20 protein-coding genes are annotated in these 24,845 nt (G+C 43.5%); 19 read left to right on the forward strand and 1 reads right to left on the reverse strand.

The window, feature by feature from the left end:
* Positions 1 to 55: 55 nt before the first annotated feature.
* The 12 genes from CVD23_RS07040 (at position 56) to helD (ending at position 16,201) form a co-directional block, all read left to right on the forward strand.
* A complete protein-coding gene (locus CVD23_RS07040) occupies positions 56 to 985 on the forward strand; it encodes a dipeptidase (protein WP_180955584.1) in 930 nt (309 codons plus the stop codon).
* A gap of 305 nt (positions 986 to 1,290) precedes the next feature.
* Positions 1,291 to 3,027 carry a 2-oxoacid:acceptor oxidoreductase subunit alpha gene (locus CVD23_RS07045; RefSeq protein WP_101576744.1) on the forward strand — a complete coding sequence of 579 codons (1,737 nt, stop codon included), beginning with the start codon at positions 1,291 to 1,293 and terminating at the stop codon, positions 3,025 to 3,027.
* Entirely contained in the window at positions 3,028 to 3,894 is an 867-nt protein-coding gene (locus tag CVD23_RS07050) for a 2-oxoacid:ferredoxin oxidoreductase subunit beta (RefSeq protein ID WP_101576746.1), read from the forward strand.
* A gap of 232 nt (positions 3,895 to 4,126) precedes the next feature.
* Positions 4,127 to 5,671 (forward strand): tRNA (N6-isopentenyl adenosine(37)-C2)-methylthiotransferase MiaB, encoded by a 1,545-nt coding sequence (gene miaB, locus CVD23_RS07055; protein ID WP_101665589.1) that lies wholly within the window; start codon positions 4,127 to 4,129, stop codon positions 5,669 to 5,671.
* A 1-nt stretch (position 5,672) separates the two neighbouring features.
* Entirely contained in the window at positions 5,673 to 6,104 is a 432-nt protein-coding gene (locus CVD23_RS07060) for a RicAFT regulatory complex protein RicA family protein (RefSeq protein WP_101579192.1), read from the forward strand.
* Positions 6,105 to 6,388: 284 nt separating this feature from the next.
* Positions 6,389 to 6,937, forward strand: a complete 549-nt coding sequence (locus CVD23_RS07065) for an outer spore coat protein CotE (RefSeq protein ID WP_101578041.1) — start codon at positions 6,389 to 6,391, stop codon at positions 6,935 to 6,937.
* A 125-nt stretch (positions 6,938 to 7,062) separates the two neighbouring features.
* Complete coding sequence (gene mutS, locus CVD23_RS07070; RefSeq protein ID WP_180955585.1) at positions 7,063 to 9,657, forward strand: DNA mismatch repair protein MutS; 2,595 nt, start codon at positions 7,063 to 7,065, stop codon at positions 9,655 to 9,657.
* Between the two features lie 168 nt (positions 9,658 to 9,825).
* Complete coding sequence (gene mutL, locus CVD23_RS07075; RefSeq protein WP_101665590.1) at positions 9,826 to 11,694, forward strand: DNA mismatch repair endonuclease MutL; 1,869 nt, start codon at positions 9,826 to 9,828, stop codon at positions 11,692 to 11,694.
* Positions 11,695 to 12,058: 364 nt separating this feature from the next.
* On the forward strand, positions 12,059 to 12,286 hold the full coding sequence (locus CVD23_RS07080; RefSeq protein ID WP_101665591.1) for a transcriptional regulator: 228 nt from the start codon (positions 12,059 to 12,061) through the stop codon (positions 12,284 to 12,286).
* A gap of 526 nt (positions 12,287 to 12,812) precedes the next feature.
* Positions 12,813 to 13,070, forward strand: coding sequence for a hemolysin XhlA family protein (locus CVD23_RS07085; protein ID WP_180955586.1), 258 nt, complete (start codon positions 12,813 to 12,815; stop codon positions 13,068 to 13,070).
* A 115-nt stretch (positions 13,071 to 13,185) separates the two neighbouring features.
* Positions 13,186 to 13,632 carry a hypothetical protein gene (locus CVD23_RS07090; RefSeq protein WP_101665592.1) on the forward strand — a complete coding sequence of 149 codons (447 nt, stop codon included), beginning with the start codon at positions 13,186 to 13,188 and terminating at the stop codon, positions 13,630 to 13,632.
* A 232-nt stretch (positions 13,633 to 13,864) separates the two neighbouring features.
* Positions 13,865 to 16,201 (forward strand): RNA polymerase recycling motor HelD, encoded by a 2,337-nt coding sequence (gene helD, locus CVD23_RS07095; RefSeq protein ID WP_180955587.1) that lies wholly within the window; start codon positions 13,865 to 13,867, stop codon positions 16,199 to 16,201.
* A gap of 75 nt (positions 16,202 to 16,276) precedes the next feature.
* On the opposite strand, the gene mreBH is transcribed toward helD, so the two are convergent.
* Positions 16,277 to 17,284, reverse strand: a complete 1,008-nt coding sequence (gene mreBH / locus CVD23_RS07100) for a rod-share determining protein MreBH (protein WP_101578009.1) — start codon at positions 17,282 to 17,284, stop codon at positions 16,277 to 16,279.
* A gap of 306 nt (positions 17,285 to 17,590) precedes the next feature.
* Between mreBH and miaA the strand changes: the two genes are divergently transcribed.
* From miaA to glnA, 7 genes are all read left to right on the forward strand, one after another.
* Entirely contained in the window at positions 17,591 to 18,553 is a 963-nt protein-coding gene (gene miaA / locus CVD23_RS07105) for a tRNA (adenosine(37)-N6)-dimethylallyltransferase MiaA (RefSeq protein ID WP_101665618.1), read from the forward strand.
* 27 nt (positions 18,554 to 18,580) lie between these two features.
* Entirely contained in the window at positions 18,581 to 18,817 is a 237-nt protein-coding gene (gene hfq, locus CVD23_RS07110; RefSeq protein ID WP_101578045.1) for an RNA chaperone Hfq, read from the forward strand.
* Between the two features lie 428 nt (positions 18,818 to 19,245).
* Positions 19,246 to 20,193 (forward strand): stage V sporulation protein K, encoded by a 948-nt coding sequence (gene spoVK, locus CVD23_RS07115; RefSeq protein WP_101578010.1) that lies wholly within the window; start codon positions 19,246 to 19,248, stop codon positions 20,191 to 20,193.
* 157 nt (positions 20,194 to 20,350) lie between these two features.
* Positions 20,351 to 21,613, forward strand: coding sequence for a GTPase HflX (hflX, locus tag CVD23_RS07120; RefSeq protein WP_101578011.1), 1,263 nt, complete (start codon positions 20,351 to 20,353; stop codon positions 21,611 to 21,613).
* Between the two features lie 10 nt (positions 21,614 to 21,623).
* On the forward strand, positions 21,624 to 22,892 hold the full coding sequence (locus CVD23_RS07125; RefSeq protein WP_101665593.1) for a methionine gamma-lyase family protein: 1,269 nt from the start codon (positions 21,624 to 21,626) through the stop codon (positions 22,890 to 22,892).
* A 155-nt stretch (positions 22,893 to 23,047) separates the two neighbouring features.
* A complete protein-coding gene (locus CVD23_RS07130) occupies positions 23,048 to 23,455 on the forward strand; it encodes a MerR family transcriptional regulator (protein ID WP_101578013.1) in 408 nt (135 codons plus the stop codon).
* Between the two features lie 46 nt (positions 23,456 to 23,501).
* Positions 23,502 to 24,836 carry a type I glutamate--ammonia ligase gene (gene glnA, locus CVD23_RS07135; RefSeq protein WP_101578014.1) on the forward strand — a complete coding sequence of 445 codons (1,335 nt, stop codon included), beginning with the start codon at positions 23,502 to 23,504 and terminating at the stop codon, positions 24,834 to 24,836.
* Positions 24,837 to 24,845: the final 9 nt, after the last annotated feature.

The following is a 24,845-nucleotide window of genomic DNA, read 5'->3' on the forward strand; positions in this document are numbered from 1 at the left end:
GTTTGCAACATGCAAACAGGTTCTCTTTTTTTTATATTATATTTAAACGAGGTGGATGGATGTGAAGATATTTGATGCTCACTGCGATGTCCTTTATAAACTATTTATGAACAACAGCCTTGATTTTACGGATTCCCCGGATTTGCAGGTGACGTGGCAGCAATTATCGGGGCCAGGGCCGAAGGTTCAATGCTTTGCAATCTATGTACCGGAAAAAGTCCATCCGGATCTGAAATTTCAGGCTGCACTTCATATGGTCGAGCTTTTTTACGAAAGGATTATCGAGTCTTTTTCAAATATTAAAATGATCCTGACAAAGGATGAGATCATGCGATTAACTGAACACCAAATCGGAGCCATTTTAACACTCGAAGGCTGCGACGCGATCGGATCGGATATAAACAAACTGCAGACGCTCCTGCGGCTCGGAGTATCATCTGTAGGGCTTACCTGGAATTATGCGAACAGCGTTGCTGACGGGGTGTTGGAGGAAAGAGGTGCAGGTCTGTCGAGGTTTGGGAAACAGGTTGTCGATGTCTTGAACAACGAGGGCATATGGTGTGATGTATCCCACTTATCGGAAAAAGGGTTTTGGGATGTAATCGATCTGGCTGATTATCCAATCGCATCCCATTCAAACTGCTATGCCCTTTGTCCGCATCCAAGGAATTTGCGGGATGAGCAAATTAAGGCGTTAATAGACAGAAACAGTGTTCTTGGCATCACGTTTGTTTCTCCATTTCTGTCAGGAACACGATCGGCAATGATTGCAGATGTATTGAGGCATCTTGACCATGTTTGCGCACTTGGCGGGGAAAACCACGTCGGTTTTGGTTCGGATTTTGACGGTAGTGATGACATCGTGACGGGATTGGAAAGAATGGCCGATTATTCGGCTCTCGTCAATGAACTTTATAAATATTATTCTAATATACAGGTGGACAAGTTTCTCTATCAAAATTTTGCAGGAAGATATCCGCGCTAAAAAACCGGGGAAGCTTTAAAATACAGGTATTAAACAATACAAATGGCCCGAACGTGATACACGCTAAAATGTAAATAGCTATTATATTTCGCAAAATAAAAAAATATTCACATTTTAGCCAATATTTAATCTGAAAGGGTTGCTTTTTTTACTACATAGGTCTAGAATTGAAAGCGTTTAGTACCCTCCTATTAACCGATATCTTTTTGTATATAGGCTTGAAATGGTGATATAGAATGGTGCTACTCGTTAAACATGCAACGTTTTTACATAATTCTTTTAACGTATCTAAAGGGGTGTAAGGAATGATCAATCAACTTTCTTGGAAAGTTGGCGGACAACAAGGGGAAGGTATTGAAAGTACCGGGGAGATATTTTCCATTGCGCTGAATCGTTTAGGCTACTACTTGTATGGTTACCGCCACTTTTCATCACGTATTAAAGGCGGCCATACCAACAACAAAATTCGTGTAAGCACAACTCAAGTTCGGGCCATTTCAGATGATTTAGACATACTTGTGGCATTTGATCAGGAGACGATCGATGTAAACTACAAAGAGCTTCATGATAAAGGTGTCATTATTGCCGATTCAAAATTTGACCCAAAACAGCCAGAAGATACTAAAGCTACTATGTATGCGGTTCCATTTACGGAAATTGCCACGGAACTCGGCACATCCCTTATGAAAAACATGGTTGCCATCGGAGCAACTTCAGCAGTACTAGATCTTGATATTAAAGTTTTCGAAGAAGTAGTTCAAGAGATTTTTGGACGCAAGGGCCAGCAGGTCGTTGACAAAAACATGGAAGCGATTCAAGCAGGCTATGATTACATAAAAGAAAAGCTTGGCGCCAGCATCGAGACCATGCAGCTTGAAAAAGCAGACGGGAAAAAGCGGATGTTCATGATTGGAAACGATGCGATCGCCCTTGGAGCTTTAGCGGCAGGCTGCCGTTTTATGGCTGCATACCCGATTACGCCTGCTTCTGAAATAATGGAATACTTGATTAAAAAACTGCCTCCACTGGGCGGAACCGTTATTCAGACAGAGGACGAAATTGCTGCCGTTACGATGGCGATTGGTGCGAACTATGCCGGCGTTCGCTCGATTACAGCTTCAGCTGGTCCGGGACTGTCTTTGAAAATGGAAGCGATTGGTTTATCAGGAATTACCGAAACGCCGCTCGTCATCGTTGATACACAGCGCGGCGGTCCTTCGACCGGTTTGCCGACTAAACAGGAACAGTCTGATTTGATGGCGATGATTTACGGGACTCACGGTGAGATTCCAAAAATTGTCCTCGCTCCAAGTACGGTTCAAGAGGCTTTCTATGATACAGCCGAAGCTTTTAATCTTGCAGAAGAATATCAGTGTCCGGTTATTATTCTATCAGACTTGCAGCTGTCGTTAGGAAAGCAAACGGTGGAACCGCTCGAATTTGATAAAGTAGAAATCCGCCGTGGCAAGCTTGCCAACAGTGAACTGCCTGAAATCGAAAACAAAGGCTATTTTAAGCGTTATGAAGTGACAGACGATGGTGTGTCACCACGTGTCATTCCAGGCATGAAAAACGGGATCCACCATGTGACAGGTGTTGAGCATGATGAAACCGGAAAACCGTCAGAATCGTCGGCAAACCGGAAGGCACAAATGGATAAGCGCTTCAAGAAGGTTGAACATATTCGTTTCAACACCCCTGTCTATAAAAACGCTCCTCACGAAGAAGCGGACCTGCTAATTGTCGGTTTTAATTCGACTCGCGGTACGATCGAAGAAGCAATCGCCCGCCTTGAAAAAGACGGTTTAAAAGTAAACCATGCACAAGTGCGCTTGATTCATCCGTTCCCGACAGATGAACTGCTGCCACTCGTGAAATCGGCGAAAAAAATTGCAGTTGTTGAAAATAACGCAACAGGCCAGCTGGCAAACATTTTAAAAATGAACGTCGGTCATGCTGAAAAAGTTGTCAAGATATTAAAGTATGATGGAAACCCATTCTTGCCGCATGAAATTCATACAAACTGCAAGGAGTTGTTTTAAATGACAACATTTAAGGAATTTCGAAATAATGTAAAACCAAATTGGTGCCCGGGCTGCGGCGACTTCTCCGTACAGGCGGCGATCCAGCGAGCCGCGGCAAATGTCGGGCTTGACCCTGAAAACTTGGCGATTGTTTCGGGAATCGGCTGTTCCGGCCGTATTTCCGGTTATATTAACTCATACGGATTTCACGGTATCCACGGGCGTTCATTGCCAATCGCCCAAGGTGTGAAAATGGCTAACCGTGACCTGACCGTGCTCGCTTCAGGCGGGGACGGCGACGGATTCGCAATTGGAATGGGCCACACCATTCACGCGATTCGCCGCAATATTGATATCACCTATATTGTGATGGACAACCAAATTTATGGATTAACAAAAGGGCAGACATCACCGCGCTCTGCTGCTGGTTTTAAAACAAAGTCAACGCCGCAAGGATCGATTGAACAGGCTGTTTCTCCAATGGAAATGGCTTTGACAGCGGGTGCGACATTTGTAGCGCAAAGCTTTTCAACCGATTTGAAGGATTTAACAGCACTGATTGAAGCGGGAATTAAGCATAAAGGATTTTCGTTAATCAATGTGTTCAGCCCTTGTGTGACATACAATAAAGTAAACACGTACGATTGGTTTAAAGAAAACTTAACGAAGCTGAGTGACATCGAAGGCTATGATCCTTCCAGCCGAGAAGTTGCGATGCAAACGCTAATGAGGCACGACGGCCTAGTCACAGGCTTGATTTATCAAGACACAGAGCGCAAGTCTTACCAGGAGCTGGTCAACGGCTACTCGGAAACCCCGCTTGCCCATGCTGATTTAAATTTAAATGAAGCGCACTTCAACAAGCTGGTAGCAGAGTTTATGTAAATAAAAGCAGTGAAAAACCCCCGGGATTCAAAATTAATCAATCCCGGGGGTTTTTCATGTATTTTTTACTAAAAAATTCAAATTTAGCAGGGCCCTCTTTTTATAGTAAAATAGAAGTGTCGCTCCAGCACATTATCATATTTTATTGTTTGTTTTCGTCCAATCGTTTAAAATGGTTAGTTGTACGTTAACAATTAATATAGTGTTTAGATTACTCGAAAGGGGATTTTTCATGAACGAGAAACAACGAATTGAAGGCCAGCAAGTAGAAGCTGTTAATTCTCCGGACAAAAAATCCGTCAAGGACTACAGCAAATACTTCGAAGCTGTTTATATTCCCCCATCCTTAAAGGATGCAAAAAAACGCGGTAAAGAGGAAGTAAAGTACCACAACGATTTTTCGATTCAAGAAGAGTTTCTCGGAATGGGAACTGGCCGAAAGTTTTACATTCGTACGTACGGATGCCAAATGAACGAGCACGACACAGAGGTCATGGCAGGAATCTTTTTAGGGCTGGGCTATGAAGTAACCGACCAGGCTGAAGATGCCAATGTGATTCTGCTGAATACGTGTGCGATCCGTGAAAATGCCGAGAACAAAGTGTTTGGTGAAATTGGCCATTTAAAAGCATTAAAAAGGGAAAAACCCGACTTGCTTATCGGCGTCTGCGGATGTATGTCCCAGGAAGAATCTGTTGTAAACAAAATTCTTGAAAAGCATCATCATATCGACATGATCTTCGGAACGCATAATATTCACCGTCTGCCGAATATTTTACACGAAGCGTACATGTCCAAAGAAATGGTCATCGAAGTATGGTCTAAAGAAGGTGACGTCATTGAGAACCTTCCGAAAGTGCGCCGCGGCAACATTAAAGCATGGGTTAATATTATGTATGGCTGTGATAAGTTTTGTACGTATTGTATCGTTCCGTATACCCGCGGAAAAGAACGGAGCCGCCGGCCGGATGATATCATCCAGGAGGTTCGCCATTTAGCCGCTCAAGGCTACCAGGAAATTACGCTGCTTGGCCAAAATGTTAATGCATATGGCAAAGACTTCGACGATATCCAGTACGGACTTGGCGATTTAATGGATGAAATCCGCAAAATTGATATCCCGCGTGTCCGCTTCACAACAAGCCACCCGCGTGATTTTGATGATCACTTGATTGAAGTGCTCGCCAAAGGCGGCAACTTGATGGATCACATTCATTTGCCGGTTCAATCAGGTTCAACCGATGTTCTGAAAATCATGGCCCGCAAATACACAAGAGAGCAATATTTAGAGCTTGTTAGAAAAATTAAAGCTGCTATTCCGAATGTCTCTTTAACGACTGACATCATTGTCGGCTACCCGAATGAAACAGAAGAACAGTTTGAAGAAACATTGTCGCTTTATCGTGAAGTAGGCTATGAAACTGCCTATACGTTTATTTACTCACCGAGAGAAGGTACACCGGCTGCGAAAATGACCGACAATGTGCCGATGGCTGTGAAGAAAGAACGGCTGCAAAGGTTAAACGCGGTTGTAAACGAACTTTCTGCAGCAGCGATGAAAAAATATCAGGACCAGATTGTCGATGTGCTGGTCGAAGGGGAAAGTAAAAATAATCCTGATATGCTTGCCGGTTATACAAGCAAAAGCAGGCTTGTTAATTTTAAAGGACCAAAAACGGCGATCGGCAAGATTGTTAAAGTAAAAATAACGGACGCAAAAACATGGTCGTTAAACGGAGAAATTGTGGAAGAACTACAACAAGTTGAGGTGAATTAATATGGCGAAATATACAAAAGACGACATCGTCGCCCGCGCAAAAGAGTTGGCAAAGATGATCTCTGAAACAGAAGAGGTAGATTTTTTCAAGCGTGCTGAAGCACAAATTCATGAAAATGAAAAAGTCCGTTCAATGATCTCTGACATTAAAGGGCTGCAAAAGCAGGCCGTCAATCTCCAGCATTATGGAAAGCCGGAAGCACTAAAGAAAGTTGAAGAGAAAATTTCCGCGCTTGAGCAGAATCTGGATGAGATTCCAGTTGTCCAGGAGTTCAAGCAGTCACAGGTAGAAGTGAATGAGCTGTTGCAAATTATTGCATCCACCATCTCCAACTCGGTTACAGACGAGATTATCACGTCAACCGGGGGAGACTTGCTCCACGGTGAAACAGGAGCACAGGTTAACACGAAAACAAGCAGTCACCAACATTAATCAGCCTGACGCCCGGGATCAATTCCCGGGCGTTTTATTATGCAATTGTCGACTCTTCTTTTGCAGCTATAAATTTGGTTAATATACTTTTTAATCTTCTTATATTGCAATCTCTGCGATTGCTTGATACACTCCTCATCGAACTTTGCACCCGCAACTGGCCATCCGCATAGAATGGACTATATCGGACCCGGTGGGATCCTAGACCTGCTAAAAAGATAAGCACACTAGTCTAATATCCCGCATAGGATGAAGTGAAAATGAATGAGGAGGGTTTGCTCGCAATGGGAGAATACAGAGAGATTATAACAAAAGCGGTCGTAGCGAAAGGGCGCAAGTTTACCCAGTCCAATCATACGATCAACCCCGCGCACCATCCGTCCAGTATCCTCGGCTGTTGGATTATCAACCATAAGTATGAGGCAAACAAGGCCGGTAAAACAGTGGAAGTCAGCGGCTCCTATGACATTAACGTTTGGTACTCCTTTGATGATAATACAAAAACAGAAGTAGTTACTGAACGGTTAACGTATCCAGATGTCATTAAAACTAAGTACCGCGACCTTGAAGGTCTTGATGAACAGGAGGATGTAGTCGTCCGGGTGTTACAGCAGCCGAACTGTGTCGAAGCCGTTATTTCTCCTAACGGAAACAAAATCATCGTTCATGTTGAAAGAGAGTTTCTCGTTGAAGTAATCGGAGAAACAAAGGTATGTGTAGCCATTTACCCTGATGAAGTTGAAGGTGACGATGATGATTGGGGCATGGATGTTGACGATGAAGAATTTGAAGAATTGAATCCTGACTTCTTAGTAGGAAGTGAAGAGGAATAACTGGCAACTAGGAAGAATTTGCTTCCTAGTTTTTCTTTTTTCCTCGTGAAGCAGCACCTTAAGTCAATCCTCTATTTGTGATATAATAGATTGTCGAAAGAAATAGAAGAATGTTGGGGGATATTATGGCTGCTTATACGCCGATGATACTGCAATACTTGCAAGTAAAGGCAGATTACCAGGATGCCTTTTTATTTTTTCGCTTGGGTGACTTTTACGAAATGTTTTTTGACGATGCAATCAAGGCATCGCAGGAGCTTGAGATTACATTAACAAGCCGGGATGGCGGCGGCGACGACCGGATTCCAATGTGCGGGGTTCCATACCATTCTGCGCCTGCTTATATTGAACAGCTGATTGAAAAAGGCTACAAGGTTGCCATCTGTGAACAAACAGAGGATCCAAAACAGGCGAAAGGCGTTGTCAAACGGGAAGTTGTCCAGCTGATTACGCCTGGAACGATGATGGAAGGCAAAGGACTGAATGATAAGGAAAATAACTATATCGCTGCGATCAGCATTTTTGAAAACAATACATACGGATTTATTTGCAGTGATATTACAACCGGTGAAAGCCGGGCTACCCTGCTGTCAGGCAGTTTTGAAGAGGTTTTAAATGAGCTATCTCTATCCGGGGCACGGGAAGTCGTCATTGCAAGCGACTTTGATGAGGAACTGCAGCGAAAAATGCGCGAGCGTGCCAGCCTGACTCTTTCCTTTGAAGATGATACAGCAAGTAAAGAAGCTTATCACAATCTGTTAAAAAATGTAAGTCATGAAATGCTAGGCGTGACAGTGTCCAGGCTGTTGAACTATTTATACCGGACACAAAAGCGCAGCCTCGACCATTTACAGCCGGTCGCGCCATATCAAATTCACCAGTATATGAAAATCGATTATTTTTCTAAACGAAATCTTGAATTAACCGAGACAATCCGATCAAAAGGCAAGAAGGGCTCGCTTTTATGGCTGCTTGATGAAACGATGACAGCAATGGGTGGAAGGCTTTTAAAGCAATGGGTGGACCGGCCTCTTATTGAAAAGGAAGCGATCTTGAGACGCCAATCGCTTGTCGGGATTTTCATAGAATCTTATTTTGAGAGACAGGAGCTCCGTGAAAGGCTGAAGGAAGTATATGATCTGGAGCGCCTTGCCGGCAGGGTCGCATTTGGCAATGTCAATGCACGTGATTTAATGCAGTTAAAGCGGTCGCTGTTACAAGTACCCGAATTGAAGGATTTGGTCGGCAAGCTTCCGGGCGAAGAAGCAGCGAAACTTGCAGAAAGCCTTGATCCTTGCGAAGCTATTACCGGGTTGCTTGAACGCGCAATCGTTGATAATCCTCCGCTTTCGCTTAAAGACGGGAACATCATCCAGGACGGCTATCACGAGGAGCTGGATCGTTACCGCGATGCGAGCCGAAACGGTAAAACGTGGATTGCCCAGCTTGAGCGCCAGGAACGCGAGAAAACCGGCATAAAATCACTAAAGATCGGCTATAATCGAATTTTTGGCTATTATATTGAAGTGACAAGAGCCAACCTCCACCTGCTTCAGGAAGGGCAGTACGAACGAAAACAAACACTGGCCAACGCAGAAAGATATATCACTCCTGAATTGAAAGAGAAAGAAACGTTAATTTTGCAAGCGGAGGAGAAAAGCGTTGAGCTCGAATACCAGCTGTTCGCCGAGATTCGCGAGCAAGTCAAGGAATATATTCCGCGGCTCCAGGCGCTTGCCAAAACAGTAAGCGAGCTCGATGCGCTGCAATGCTTTGCCACTGTAAGCGAAGAACGCCACTATGTAAAACCGGAATTTTCAAGCGACCGGAAAATGATCATTAAAGATGGCAGGCATCCGGTCGTTGAAAAGGTGATGAATGCCCAGGAGTATGTTCCGAATGATTGCGATATGAATGCGGAACGGGAGATGCTGCTGATTACCGGGCCAAACATGTCCGGAAAAAGCACCTATATGCGGCAAATCGCCTTAACAGCAATTTTGGCGCAAATCGGCTGCTACGTACCTGCGTCCAGTGCGATTATGCCAATCTTTGATCAGGTATTTACGCGGATCGGGGCGGCTGATGATTTGATCTCGGGACAGAGCACCTTTATGGTGGAAATGCTCGAAGCGCGGAATGCGATTGTCCATGCGAGCCCGGACAGCCTGATTCTTTTTGATGAAATTGGCCGCGGAACATCCACTTACGATGGCATGGCACTCGCCCAGGCGATGATCGAATACATTCACGACCGGATCGGGTCAAAAACGCTGTTCTCGACCCACTACCATGAACTGACTGTGCTGGAAGCTGAGCTTGCGCGCCTGAAAAATGTCCATGTCAGTGCAGTTGAGCAAAACGGGAAAGTCGTTTTTCTTCATAAAATAAAAGAAGGTGCTGCGGATAAAAGCTATGGTATTCATGTTGCCGAATTGGCCGAGCTACCTTCCGAACTGATCAGGCGCGCCAACGATATACTCGTCGAACTGGAACGAAAAGACAACCGTGAAGGCCAGCAAACCGGGAAACCAACTGCAACAGCAGCGGAAGCGTCGGAACAGCTCTCGTTTTTCGCTGAACATGGGGAGCAAAAAGTCCCGTTAAAACGTAAAGAAAAGCAGCTGATTGACGATCTGAAAGACTTGAACATTCTTGAATTAACGCCGCTCCAGGCTTTAAATACATTATATGAGCTGCAAAAAAAATTAAAGGCTTGAGAAAATTCACAATGTAATGAGCTAAACCGAAAAACGAATGAAGTTGTCTGAATAAACAGGAGTATGCCCAAGGAAACGAAAGATACTATCTTATTTTTTAAATAGACTGTTCTTTTTTCAAATTAAAGAATTGCGTTGCTTAACAAAACAACTCGGGAGGTGGAAAGAATGGGGCGAATCATTCAGCTGGATGACGCACTTTCAAATAAAATTGCCGCAGGCGAGGTAGTCGAGCGGCCGGCCTCGGTCGTGAAAGAACTTGTTGAAAATGCCATTGATGCGGGAAGCACGCTGGTCGAGGTCGAAGCTGAAGAAGCGGGACTCGCCAAAATCCGGGTCATCGATAATGGCGATGGAATCGACGCGGAGGATGTTCCGGTTGCTTTCCAGCGTCATGCAACGAGCAAAATCAAAGATGAAACCGACCTGTTTCGCATCAGAACGCTTGGTTTTCGCGGCGAAGCCCTCCCGAGCATTGCTTCTGTCGCAAGGCTGGAGATGAAAACGTCAACCGGTACTGATGCCGGAACACGGATTGTCATTGAAGGCGGGAAAATCGAGGTCATTGAAAAAGCAGCGAGCCGAAAGGGTACCGACATTTCAATTACCGATCTATTTTTTAATACACCAGCCCGCTTAAAATATATGAAAACGATCCATACCGAGCTTGGCAATATTACGGATGTGTTGAACCGGCTCGCCCTTGCCAACCCGCATGTATCGATCCGGTTTGTCCATAACGGCAGAAAGCTGTTGCATACAAATGGCAATGGTGATGTCCGCCAGGTACTCGCTGCGATATACGGCTTGAATATTGTCAAAAGCATGACAACGATTTCTGCTGAAAGCCTTGATTTTACAATCAGCGGGTTTATTTCAGTTCCGGAAGTGACAAGGGCATCGCGCAACTATATTTCGACGATGATTAACGGCCGGTTTATTAAAAATTACCAGCTCGTTAAGGCGATTCAGGAAGGGTATCATACACTCCTGCCAATCGGCAGATTTCCGATCGCACTTCTTCATATCGAAATGGATCCGTTGCTTGTTGATGTCAATGTTCACCCATCGAAAATGGAAGTCCGTCTAAGCAAAGAGCATGAACTAAATGAACTTATTTCAAATAGCATCAAACAAACATTTAAGTCGAAAACACTGATTCCGACTGGTTTCGTTCACGAAAAAAAAGCCCGGCCTGTTTCCGAGCAAACAGCGTTTGAACTTGACCATTTGCCAGCTCGTGAAAATCGTGACCAGTCGTTCAACAGTCGCCGATCAATGGAAGGCAGCCGCAACGAAAGTACAATAAAGGAACCTGCAAATACGTTTCAGCCTGTCGAAGCGACCAATCCAGCGGTTTCCGCTGAACCCCAAGCAATGAATCAGGAAGTATTTGAACGGCCGACAGACGATGATGATTTCTTTTTTGAAAAAACGGATCAGCAGCTGCCGGATCGGGTTCCGCCTTTATATCCAATCGGGCAAATGCATGGGACGTATATTATTGCCCAAAATGACAAAGGGCTCTATATCATTGACCAGCATGCCGCCCAGGAGCGAATCAAATACGAGTTTTATAAAGAAAGAGTCGGCGACGTCGCGAGCGAGCTGCAAGAATTGCTAGTTCCGCTCACCTTTGAGTATTCCGCGGATGAATATATCAAAATCGAAGAATATCAAGATGAATTGGAAAAGGTCGGCGTTTTTCTTGAACCGTTCGGCAATAATAGTTTTATTGTCCGTTCCCATCCGCAGTGGCTTCCAAAGGGAGATGAACCAAGGATGATTGAAGGGATGATTGAACAGCTGCTTGCGATGAAAAAGGTCGACATTAAAAAGCTCAGGGAAGAAGCAGCGATCATGATGAGCTGCAAAGCTTCGATTAAAGCAAACCATTATTTACGCCATGAAGACATGCAAGCCCTCCTTGACAAACTGAGGCAAACGACAGATCCGTTTACATGCCCGCATGGCCGCCCGATCATTATTCATTACTCCACCTATGAAATGGAGAAGATGTTCAAGCGGGTGATGTAGCAAGATTTCGGAGGGTAGGAAATGGTCTTGCCCACCATTTGCCCTCCTAACCATTCACTACAACCTAATATGTTAAATCATCATATTCAGTAAGAGTTGCAAGCATCCATTAATTGGGTGCTTTTTACTTATCATAAATTAAAAACGAACTAATGTTCTAAAAATACTTGAAATAAAACGCATGTTCGTATATGATTAGGAAAAAGGAAGATAATGAGTGAAGCACAAGCCCTACATTCTTCGAAACAGTATAAATGATAAGTACAACAAGGCTTTGTGCTTTTTCTAAACGATAGCTATGAACAATTCAGTTTAATTCAATACTCGCGGTTGCAGCGGTCAAATCAAAGGGAGGAACAATTTTATGCATAAGTTATCGAACAGACAGAGGCGTATAGTAGGAGCGATCAATCTATATATTAAAGCCCATGGATATCCACCAGCGATACGGGAAATCGGTAAGATGGTTGACCTTGCATCACCGGCAACGGTGACAGGCCATTTAGTCCGTTTAAGAAAAGCCGGATATATCGCTTGGGAGGAAGGACGTCCAAGAACGATACAATCACTACAAAATGAGAAAACCGCCTGATTACGGGCGATTATTATATGAAAAAATTGACTAAGTTGCTTTGTGTCCACTTACCACCTTCTGCCCAATCAATTGTTCAACTGTTGTGATTAAGTAGTCCAAATAAAGGACCTCGAATGGGGTCCTTTATTTTTACAGAAAAATCGATATTATTGTTTAACAGAGCCTTAACGTTATTATTCCAACACCACATGAAAAGCTTTGATTCCGTGACATTACGGCACCTGTTTAGATGGAGTACATATTCAAGGTGCGCGTATTGTAGCGATGATAGTCTATAAATAATCGTCTTTCCGTATAGCGGGGAGACGCTTTTTTAGTTTTTTTTGTAATAAAAGACTTGGCGATAGTTAATCGTACAAGCAATTATTCTAACTATCAATATAATATATCAGGAGGAGTTGCAGGCTATTTTAAAGTTTTAGTGACACAGTAGATCCAGACAACAACAGTGATTCCTCCATGAATGCATGGGGGTTTTATTAATTTTACATGATCCTGAATAAGAAGGGAGGGGCAATCGGGAGTGAAAAAAGAAGATATCGTAACCTGGCAGGACACGATAGAAAATGATATTGATGAAATCAGAGGTGACATTCGCAGATTGCAAGAAAAACAGCTGATTCAAGACCAGATCATCCAATCTATTCAAAGTGACCTGGAAGAGATAAAGGAAGATACAAAGTGGCTGAGACGGACATTCACGAATGCAATTGTCACTTCCGTTTTAACAGCAGTCATCGGCGGTGCAATCACTGTTATTTTCTCTCTTCTTATAGAGTAAAATGCTACATTTCGTGACACTAAGTCTAATCTAGAGAAAAATCGGAAAAATAAGCTGGTGTCTTTCCACATATAAGCATATATTTAAATTAACAGGAAAGCATGGGGGTGGGTTATTGGTCGTCGTCAGTATGCTTGGCATTTTGCTTTCGGTGTTCGCGATCATCTTATTTGTGATCGTTTATACTGTGAAAAATAAGGAGAAGGGGGAGGAGACTGTGATCAGGCATTTATATACGAATCTCGTCTCGTTTGCGACCTTAATGATGGTTCTGGGCGGCGGTATATCCATTTTTATGGCTTCTGCGGACTTGATTGCTCCACCAAACTATTATCAGAGTTTTCAGGAATACACACAAATGAGGGAATATGAAAAGGGAGCGGAGCAAAAAACTAATCTATCAGAGCAAGAACTTCGTGAGGATTATAAGCAAGTAGTCATTGACGAACGCCATCGAATCAGGGAGAATGCCAAGAATCAAATCATTAAAAGTCTCGGCTTTATAGTGATTCCACTGCCGGTATTTTTGTATTTCAACAGATTGAGAAAGAACCCATCATGATAGAAATGCACATTGAAGTTCCCTTCTCCGACTCTCTGGATGAAGGGTTATATTTTGTAAAAAATAAAAAAACACCCTTGAAAAATACAGGTGTGTCTGCTAATCTGAATATTGGTCTAACTTTTTTTGCGCGTATAAAAAATATGTATAAAAATAGTCTATAATAACATTATCATAATAAAAAATGATTGTCAATGGTTAGACTAAAAAACTTTACCGGGAAGTGACCTGAGTGAATAATCGCAATATGGAGTGGCAGCAGGAACAAGCAAGAGTCAACCATGTAGTTAATAAAATCAACAGGCAAATTGAAAAATTAACTAAAGGGTCAAACCGTGTTAAAGCAGATGCTTCCGAAATTCGCAAGACGTTTTGGAATGATGTCACTGTCAACTTTGATGAAGCCGATGACATTGCTGAAACATATACGAGTATAAAGCAACAGGTTGAGCTTTTGGCAGAACGCGAAAGAAGTGAGCGACAATTTAGTGTTGCCGAAAAAACGCTTGAAAGATTGCGGAATTCACCTTATTTTGGGCGTATCGACTTTAGTGAAGATGGTGAACCTGCAGCCGATGCGATCTATCTCGGGATTGCTTCTTTTCGCGATGAAGACAAAGACCAATTTCTCATTTATGATTGGCGCGCACCCATTTCAAGCCTCTATTATGATTTCATTCCCGGTCCAGCCGAGTACGAGACGCCGTCTGGATTAATTGCAGGCGAGATAACGTTAAAGCGCCAGTTTATTATTCGCGCCGCAGAGCTGACCGGCATGTTTGATACCGGGCTCACGATCGGCGACCAGCTTCTCATCGAGGTGCTCGGCAATCATGCTGATACACAAATGAAAACTATTGTCGCAACGATTCAAAAGGAACAAAATCAAATCATCAGGAATGAAAAAAACAAACTATTAATTGTAAAAGGTGTTGCCGGAAGCGGGAAGACCTCAGCAGCACTGCAAAGGGTCGCCTATTTGCTTTATCGCCATCGAGGAACGCTAAATCCGGAAAATATACTGCTGTTTTCTCCCAATCCTTTATTTAATAGCTATGTTTCTTCCGTGCTCCCAGAACTGGGTGAAGAAAACATGGAACAAACCACCTATCAGGAATATGTGAACAGCCGGATGAACCATGATCTTCAAGGTGAAGATGCTTATACACAAATGGAGTACTTGCTGGCCGACTGTGATGATCCTGATTATGATGACCGGGTCAAGAGTATCCGTTTTAAATCTAGTCTTGATTTTAAGGAGCTGATTGATGAATATATCGGGTCTTTGGCAAATGAAGGACTTGTTTTTAAAGACTTAAATTTCCGCAAACAAACATTAATCAGCAAGGAACAAATTTATCAATATTTCTATTCTTTCGATCGCGGAATGTCGATTCCAAACCGCGTAGAACTGTTAAAAGCCAAGCTTCTAAGAGAGCTCAGGAAAGCGATGCAACTGGAAGTGGAACAAGAATGGGTAGAAGAAGAATTGCAATACTTGGAAAAAGAAGATTATCTGGAAGCATTTAAACACCTGCAAAAGAAACAACGTTTTTCGGAAGACAGCTTTGATGATTTTGAAAGAGAGCGGCAGCTTCTCGCTCAATCGATCGTCAAGAAGAGGTTTAGACCTTTGTTTGCGCAAGTGAAACGCTTAAAATTTATTGATATCCTTGCCGTATACAATAGGCTGTTTCGCCATGATGTTCCCGGGGGCATCAAAGTTCCGGAGCAATGGCCGGCCATTTGTTCCATGACAATCAAAAAATTGGACGCGGCCCGCGAAATATCTTACGAAGACACAACCGCGTTTCTCTATTTACAAGATAAGATCGAAGGTAAAAAGTCCAACACCGCAATCCGCCATATCTTTATTGACGAAGCCCAGGATTATTCTCCATTCCAATTCGCTTTTTTGAAGGATCAGTTTCCTTATAGCAAAATGACGTTATTGGGAGATTTAAACCAGGCGATTTATGCCAATGCGACAGACTCCATATCGATTCTTGCTGCTGATATCGATGGTGATGATGCGCAAGAAACGATTGTTCTCAATCGAACCTACAGGTCGACTAAAGAGATTGTCGAATTTACAAGCGAAATCATTGACGCTGTGAACATTGAACCTTTTAACAGGCATGGCCGCAAACCGGTCTTGACTGTCGTTCGCAGTTTTGATGAGCTTTTCCATTCGATGACTAACACGATACAAACTCTTTTACAACTAGGGCATAAGACGATTGCCGTTATTTGTAAAACGGTTGATGAAAGCCGTCAAGCCTATCAAAGCTTGGACGGGATTGAGAAACGGTTAATTGAAAAAGGTACGTCCGGGTATGATCAGGGAGTACTGGTTATTCCGGCATACTTGGCAAAGGGTATTGAATTTGATGCGGTCATAATGTATGATAGCTCAAGCTATAAAAGAGAAAGCGAGCGGAAGCTGCTATATACTGCCTGCACCCGTGCGATGCACGAGCTTCACATCTTTTCATTAGAGAAAATTAGTCCATTGCTCGAAAAGGTTAACGAACAGAGGTACACACTTGTTAGTAAAGATCAACAGTAAAGAAAAGTCACAGTTGATCTGAAATAAATAAAAACGCCTCCAATGAATATGAGGCGTTTTATCCTGTTATTTTGATTATCTAACCGCTTTTTGAAGCTTATGAATGAATTGCAGAGCTTTTCCGGTTCCGATCGCTACAGATTCAAGCGGACTGGGCGCAAGGTGGACGGGAACGACGATTTCTTTGCTCAGCCAATCTTGCATTCCTTTCATCAGCGCACCGCCTCCGGTGAGGATCACGCCTCTGTCGACAATATCTCCGCTCAATTCAGCAGGGCAATCCTCGAGGGTCGCGCGAATCGCTTCTAAAATATGTGAGAGTGATTCCTTAAGGGCATCACGAATTTCATAGGATGATAGGGCGATTGTTTTCGGCAGCCCGGTCACAAGATCGCGGCCGCGAATATCCATAGTGAGCTCATCATGGTCAATCATGGCGTAGCCGATTTCCATTTTGATTTTTTCCGCTGTCCTTTCTCCAATCAGAACATTATATACCTTGCGTACATATTGAACAATATCATCATCGAGCCGATCACCGGCAATCCGGATTGAATGGCAGGCAACGACACCGCCGAATGAAATAATCGCAACTTCTGTTGTTCCGCCTCCGATGTCGACGATGACATTGGCAACAGGCTCATCAACAGGCAGTCCCGCACCAATTGCTGCAGCAACCGGTTCTTCGATTAAATGGACCTTTTTTGCACCGGCATTCCTGACCGCATCGTGAATAGCACGTCTTTCAACGCTGGTCGAGCCTGAAGGTGTGCAGACAACCACATTCGGCTTACGAATCGTGAGACCGATCTTCTTGGATGCTTTTCTCATAACGTTTTTAAGCATTTCAGTCGTCACATCAAAATCGGCAATTACACCATCTTTTAACGGCCGGATTGCGACAATCTTACCCGGTGTTTTTCCGATCATCTCTTTCGCTTCTTTTCCAACTGCTAAAATATTTTTTGTTTCTGTATCAATGGCGACAACAGAGGGTTCGTTTAAAGCGATCCCTTTATTTTTGCTGTACACCAAAATATTTGCAGTTCCTAAATCAATTCCAATTTCTGAAGTTGACAGCATCAATCATCACCCAGTTTCTGTTTATTAGCTTTTCATAGGATAAATCTACACATAAAGGTACCATGAAATTGGGCCCAGGCACGCCATTGTTAACAAAACGTTAACGAACTGTAATGAAAGATGAAAAATTTATCATGTTTGGTAAATTAAGAACCGAAAAATCCCTGAATAGAAAGCGACATTTATGGTCATAATGCTTAGATGTTCAACTGCGGAAAATAATTGTGGTACGATAGACAAAAAGGATAGGCCCGTTTTTTGGTTATCCTCTTTAAAGCATCCGAAAAAGGCAGTGTGAAAAGATTCATGAAAAAAGAGAAGCTTATTGTTCTAATCGGGCCGACAGCAGTTGGAAAAACAAAGCTGAGCATTGAACTTGCAAAGAAATATAATGGTGAAATTATCAGCGGTGATTCGATGCAGATTTATAAGGGGATGGATATCGGGACAGCGAAAATAACGAAAAAAGAAATGGATGGGATTCCCCATCATTTAATCGATATTAAAAACCCTGACGAGCCCTTTTCGGCAGCGGAGTTTCAAGTGCTTGTCCGCGCCAAAATCGCTGAAATCTCTTCCCGTAACAAGCTTCCAATGATTGTTGGAGGGACAGGACTTTATATTCAATCCGCCATTTTTGATTATAAATTTTCCGATGCACCTTCTGATGAACCATTCCGAAAACAGCTTGAAGAATTTGCTAAACGCGAAGGGAATGAGGCACTTTTCGATAAATTACATCATCTAGACCCGGACAGTGCGGAAAGGATTCATCCGAATAACACGCGGCGTGTCATCAGGGCACTGGAAATCTATCATTGTACCGGAAAAACAATGTCTGACCTTCAAAGCAGCCAACTTCCTGAAGTTTTGTATGAAACCGCATTGATTGGATTAACAATGGAAAGAGTCCGTTTATATGACCGGATCAATCAGCGTGTTGATGAGATGGTGAAAGCGGGGTTGATAGACGAGGTCGAACTCCTCTATTCACGGGGACTGCGCGACTGTCAGTCAATACAGGCAATCGGATATAAAGAGCTTTATGACTTCTTTGATGGTAAGGTGACGATCGAAGAAGCGGTTGAGAATTTAAAGCAAAATTCCAGGCGATATGCGAAAAGGCAGCTAACTTGGTTTCGAAATAAACTCAATGTGGAATGGTTTGATATGACGGATGTATTGGATAATTCCCAACTCGCAAAAAAAATCGCGGAAATTTCAGCTTTTATTGAAGGAAAGCTTGAAATAAAATCGAATACATACTAATAGAGATAAAAGAGGAGGATCCCAATGATGAAACAGTCGATCAATATTCAGGACCAGTTCTTGAACCAGCTTCGCAAAGATGGCGTGCACGTAACGGTGTTTTTATTAAATGGTTTTCAAATAAGGGGGCAGATTAAAGGCTTTGATAACTTTACGGTTCTGTTTGAATCGGAAGGTAAGCAGCAGCTCGTTTATAAACATGCTATTTCCACATTCGCGCCACAGCGCAATGTTCAAATTGATATGGAAGCACCGCAGCAGTAAGTTTAAATCTGAATACTATACCAGCGCAGCCCGTGTTTATGCGGGCTGATTTTTATTTTAATAAGGAAAACCCCATGTAATTCCGCCATCCAATAAAATTGCATTAATGAATTGTAATCAAGCTGAATACATATAAGATGATACGCCAAAGCCACGAGTCTCTTGTCGAAACGGCCTGAGTCAGTTTCTTTGGAAATTTAAGAAAAGTCAGAAATTATTTCTCGGGAAAGCGCAGGAAACGACAGCACAGGCGCGGTCATTGTAGATTCGTAAATATTTATGTCGGTTTTTAGGTACTTGGTCTGTATCTGCCTAAAGACCAAGGAAGCATATCAAGCGAGACATCGACGTTTTATCGGGATAACTGGGCTTTTGTCACAACTGTTTTTTTTTAGCGTATACTGTTTTGAGATGGTGAGGTGATAGCTGTGGACCAACCTATGCGCCTGAAAAATAATGGCCAAATAAGTATAGTTCTGAATAATCAAAAGCGAAAAGCTCTTGCAAAAGAACTGCCTGACACCCAACAAGTTCATCAAGCGATCCCTTCCGAGCATACTGCTTTAATAGAAATTGAAGATGAGCTTGCCGGACTGGTTGGCATGGATGAAATGAAAAGAATGATAAAGGAAATATACGCCTGGATTTATGTGAACAAGAAGCGGGAGGCGCTTGGGATGAAAGCGGAACGGCAGGCTCTCCATATGATGTTTAAGGGCAATCCCGGCACTGGGAAAACAACGGTTGCAAGACTGATAGGCAAGCTGTTTTTAAAAATGAATGTTTTGTCGAAAGGACATTTAATCGAAGCGGAACGTGCCGATCTCGTCGGGGAGTATATCGGGCACACCGCCCAGAAAACCCGGGATTTAATCAAGAAATCGATCGGTGGCATCTTGTTCATTGATGAAGCCTATTCGCTCGGCCGGGGCGGGGAAAAGGATTTTGGCAAGGAAGCGATTGATACGCTTGTCAAGCACATGGAAGATAAACAGCATGAATTTATTTTAATACTGGCAGGCTATTCCCGTGAAATGGATTACTTTTTAACATTGAATCCCGGCCTGTACTCGCGGTTTCCGCTTGTTGTTGACTTTCCGGATTATACGATTGAGCAGCTGATGGAAATCGGCAGCAGAATGTTGAAGGACAGAGAATACACTTTAAGCCATGAAGCGGATCGGAAGCTGCGCGAACATTTAATCTGGGTGAAATCCGTTCTGAATCCGGCCAGTTTTTCGAATGGCCGTTACGTGCGGAATATTATCGAAAAGTCGATCAGATGCCAGGCGATGAGATTGCTGATGCAAAGCAGCTATGACCGCCATGACTTAATGACAATCCGCAGCAACGATCTTGTTTTTGAAGAAGATTAACGATGAACAACCAAGCGTTTAGGAATTGAATCATAAAGAAAACGGCCGGAGATCGAGTTTCCGGCCGTTTGTTTGGTTGTAATCAAGATGAAATTAGGATTAAAAAATTATTTTTGGTATGATATTTAAAAGAAAGAACATGAGAGGGGGAATATACATGGAACAGCGTACAGAGTTCGAAAAGGTTATTCTTCTCGGCTGCCAAACCGGTGACAACGACGATCTCCGTTTTCAATATTCAATGGATGAGTTAGCCGCATTAACGGAAACAGCGAAAGGCAGGGTGCTTGTTTCCGTCGTTCAGAAGCGGGAAAGAATCCATCCTTCTACATATATAGGAAAAGGGAAGATCGAGGAACTAAAGGCTTTGGAAAAAGAGTTTGAAGCAGATATTATCATTTGCAATGATGAACTGTCGCCAAGCCAGCTCAGGAATCTGTCTGCCCAGCTTGATGCGAGGGTCATTGACCGGACGCAATTGATTCTGGATATTTTTGCACAAAGGGCCCGATCGAAAGAAGGGAAGCTCCAGGTCGAACTTGCCCAGCTTCAATATTTGCTGCCGCGCCTTGCCGGTAAAGGAATCGAGATGTCCAGATTAGGGGCCGGGATTGGAACGAGAGGGCCTGGTGAAACAAAGCTTGAATCGGACCGACGCCACATCAGACGCCGCATTGATGATATAAAATCACAGCTGGACACCATCGTTCAGCATCGCGACCGTTACCGGGAACGAAGGAAAAAGAATAAGACGTTTCAAATTGCCCTCGTTGGCTATACCAATGCCGGGAAGTCAACCCTGTTTAACCGCCTTGCAGAAGCTGACTCTTTTGAAGAGGATCAGCTGTTTGCGACGCTCGACCCGATGACGAGAAAATTGATTTTACCGAGCGGTTTTATGACGCTGCTTACTGACACGGTCGGCTTTATTCAGGATTTACCGACAACACTTGTCGCAGCGTTCCGATCGACGCTTGAAGAAGTAAAGGAAGCCGATTTGCTCCTTCATGTTGTCGATATGTCAAATCCCGATTATTTTCAGCATGAAAAGACGGTCAACCAACTGCTGGAAGAACTCAAAATTAAAGATATCCCACAGTTGACCGTCTATAACAAGAGGGATCTGCAGCACCCGGATTTTGTGCCGACTGCGAAAACGCAAACTATTTTTATCAGTGCGTTTGAAAAAGAGGACCGCGACCAGTTAAAGCTGAAAGCAGAGGAAATCATCCTCGACCTGATGGAGCCGTATCATGTTCATATTCCATCGACCGAAGGGAAGCTGCTTTCGCAGTTAAAAAACGAAACGATCCTCAGGGAGCTGTCTTTTAGTGAAGATAAACAGCATTACGTATGCAAAGGGTTCGCACTTGAAGACCACCATATAGCAGGGCAATTAAAAGAATTTCAGATTAGTTAGGAGAGGCAGCATGTTTCAGCATTTACAATCAGGGGAAAAACTTTATCCGCTCGTCAAGGAAATAGAGAAAAAAATTGCGGACGTTCATAAAAGAATCGATGAGCGGATCGATACGAATCAGTTTACAGTGCTGCAAAGTTTTCAAAAACATCGTGTCAGTGATTCTCACTTCATCCCAACGACCGGTTATGGGTATGATGATGCAGGGCGGGAGACGCTCGAAAAAGTATATGCGGATGTGTTCGGCGGCGAAGCAGGCCTCGTCCGGCCGCAAATCATTTCCGGAACGCATGCGATCTCAATTGCGCTATTTGGAGTCCTGCGCCCTGGTGATGAGCTTCTCTATATAACGGGCAAGCCTTACGACACTCTTGAGGAAATTGTCGGAATCAGGGGAACCGGAAACGGTTCTTTAAAAGAATTCGGCATTAGCTATAACAGCGTTCCACTTGCTGAAGACGGAAAAATTGACTTTCAAGCCGTTGGCAAGGCGATCAAGCCGAATACAAAAATGATCGGAATCCAGCGTTCCAAAGGATATGCGACAAGGCCTTCGTTTACAATCCGTGCAATCGAAGAAATGATCCGCTTTGTCAAAGAAATAAAAAACGATGTAGTCGTATTTGTCGACAACTGCTATGGGGAGTTTGTTGAAGAGCTGGAGCCGTGCCATGTCGGTGCCGATTTGATCGCCGGGTCACTGATTAAAAACCCGGGAGGCGGTTTAGCCAAAACCGGCGGCTATATTGTTGGCAAACAAGAATGGGTGGATGCCTGCTCGTACCGGATGACTTCGCCCGGAATCGGTGCGGAGGCGGGCGCTTCCCTTTATAGCTTGCAGGAAATGTACCAGGGCTTCTTTTTAGCGCCGCATGCAACAGGCCAGGCATTGAAAGGAGCTGTTTTTACAGCAGCCTTACTGGAATCGCTCGGCATGAATTCTTCGCCGAAATGGGACGCGGAGCGAACTGATTTAATCCAGGCCGTTCAATTTGATGATCGTGAAAAAATGGTCGCTTTTTGCCAGGCGATTCAATTTGCTTCACCGATCAATTCTCATGTAACTCCATACCCCAGTTATATGCCGGGATATGAGGATGACGTAATCATGGCGTCTGGCACTTTTATCCAGGGAGCGAGCATTGAGCTTACCGCAGACGGCCCGACGCGGCCGCCGTATGTCGCTTATGTGCAGGGCGGATTAACTTATTCCCATGTGAAGATGGCCATTTGTATCGCAATAGACCATTTAAACAGAAAAGGTTTAATTCAATTATAATAGGCAAATATATAACAGGACAGCTAGATCGCTAGTTGTCCTGTTTATTTATGGGTAAAAATTTTATATGTTAGAAAATCTAACATTTGATTGACAGAAAAACTTACATGAAATATAATGACGGTATAGTGGAATACGGAAAAGGAGGAACCGTCTTGAGTGGAAGAGAAATTCGTCGTTCGATGCCGCTTTTTCAAATAGGAACTGTCATGCAGCTTACCGATTTAACCGCGAGGCAAATTCGATATTATGAAGAGCATGGATTAATTTCTCCGGCAAGAACCGATGGGAAAAGACGCCTCTTTTCTTTAAATGATATTGATGTTCTCTTGGAAATCAAAGATTTAATTGACCAAGGTGTGAACATGGCCGGAATCAAGCAGCTGTTTTCCGTGAAGGAACAGCAAACTTTAACGGCGGAAATGGAGCAGCAAGCGGAAAAAGTGCGGCGTGATCTTTCCGATGACGAGCTTAGAAAGCTGTTGAGAAGTGAGTTGATGCAGGCGGGCAGATTTAACCGCTCATCGCTTCGCCAGGGGGATATGTCACGCTTTTTCCATTAATAATAAATAAAAATATAGAGCATTAACTAAGGGAGGAACCATTTTAATGGCTAAGTATTCAAAAGAAGACATCGTACGCATGTCAAAAGAAGAAAATGTTAAATTTATTCGTCTCCAGTTTACAGATATTTTAGGGACGATCAAAAACGTTGAAATTCCAATCAGCCAACTTGATAAGGCATTGGATAATAAAATGATGTTTGATGGTTCTTCGATCGAAGGATTTGTTCGGATTGAAGAATCTGATATGTATTTATTCCCTGATTTGGATACTTGGGTCATATTCCCTTGGACTGCTGAAAAAGGTAAAGTTGCCCGTTTAATCTGTGATATTTATAATGCTGACGGCACCCCATTCGAGGGAGATCCGCGTAACAACTTGCGCAGAATCCTTAAAGAAATGGAAGACCTAGGCTTCTCTAATTTTAATCTAGGGCCAGAACCGGAATTTTTCCTCTTCAAGCTTGACCAGCACGGGGAGCCGACGTTAGAGCTTAACGATAATGGCGGATACTTTGATTTGGCACCTACAGATCTAGGCGAAAACTGCCGCCGTGACATCGTACTTGAACTTGAAGAAATGGGCTTCGAAATTGAAGCATCCCACCATGAAGTGGCTCCAGGTCAGCACGAAATCGATTTTAAATATGCTGATGCAATCAAAGCATGTGATTATATCCAAACGTTTAAGCTCGTTGTAAAGACAATTGCCCGCAAACACGGCCTGCATGCGACGTTCATGCCAAAACCTTTGTTTGGTGTTAACGGATCAGGAATGCACTGTAACGTATCATTATTCAAAAACGGCGAAAACGCGTTTTATGATCCAAGCGGTAATCTTGAGCTAAGCGACACAGCGCGTCATTTCATAGCCGGAATCATTAAAAACGCAAAGAGCTTTACGGCGGTTACAAACCCGACTGTAAACTCATATAAGCGTTTAGTGCCTGGTTATGAGGCTCCATGTTATGTAGCTTGGTCAGCACGCAACCGTTCACCATTGATCCGTATCCCGGCTTCACGCGGAGTCAGCACACGTGTTGAGGTGCGCAGCGTAGACCCGGCTGCAAATCCATACTTGGCAATGGCAGTGCTTTTAAAAGCAGGCCTCGACGGAATCAGAAACGAACTGAATCCTCCAGCTCCAGTTGACCGCAACATTTATGTGATGAACAAAGAAGAGCGTATGGCTGAAGGAATTGATGACCTGCCGGCAACATTGGCACAGGCTCTTGATGCGTTAAAAGCAAACGAAGTCATGACCTCTGCATTGGGTGAGCATATTCTCGAACACTTTATCGAAGCAAAAGAGATTGAGTGGGATATGTTTCGCACTCAGGTTCATCCTTGGGAACGCGAACAGTATATGTCGATGTATTAAGATTGACGA

This window comes from Bacillus sp. V33-4 (assembly GCF_002860225.1).
Taxonomy (GTDB): Bacteria; Bacillota; Bacilli; order Bacillales; family Cytobacillaceae; genus Bacillus_BJ; species Bacillus_BJ canaveralius.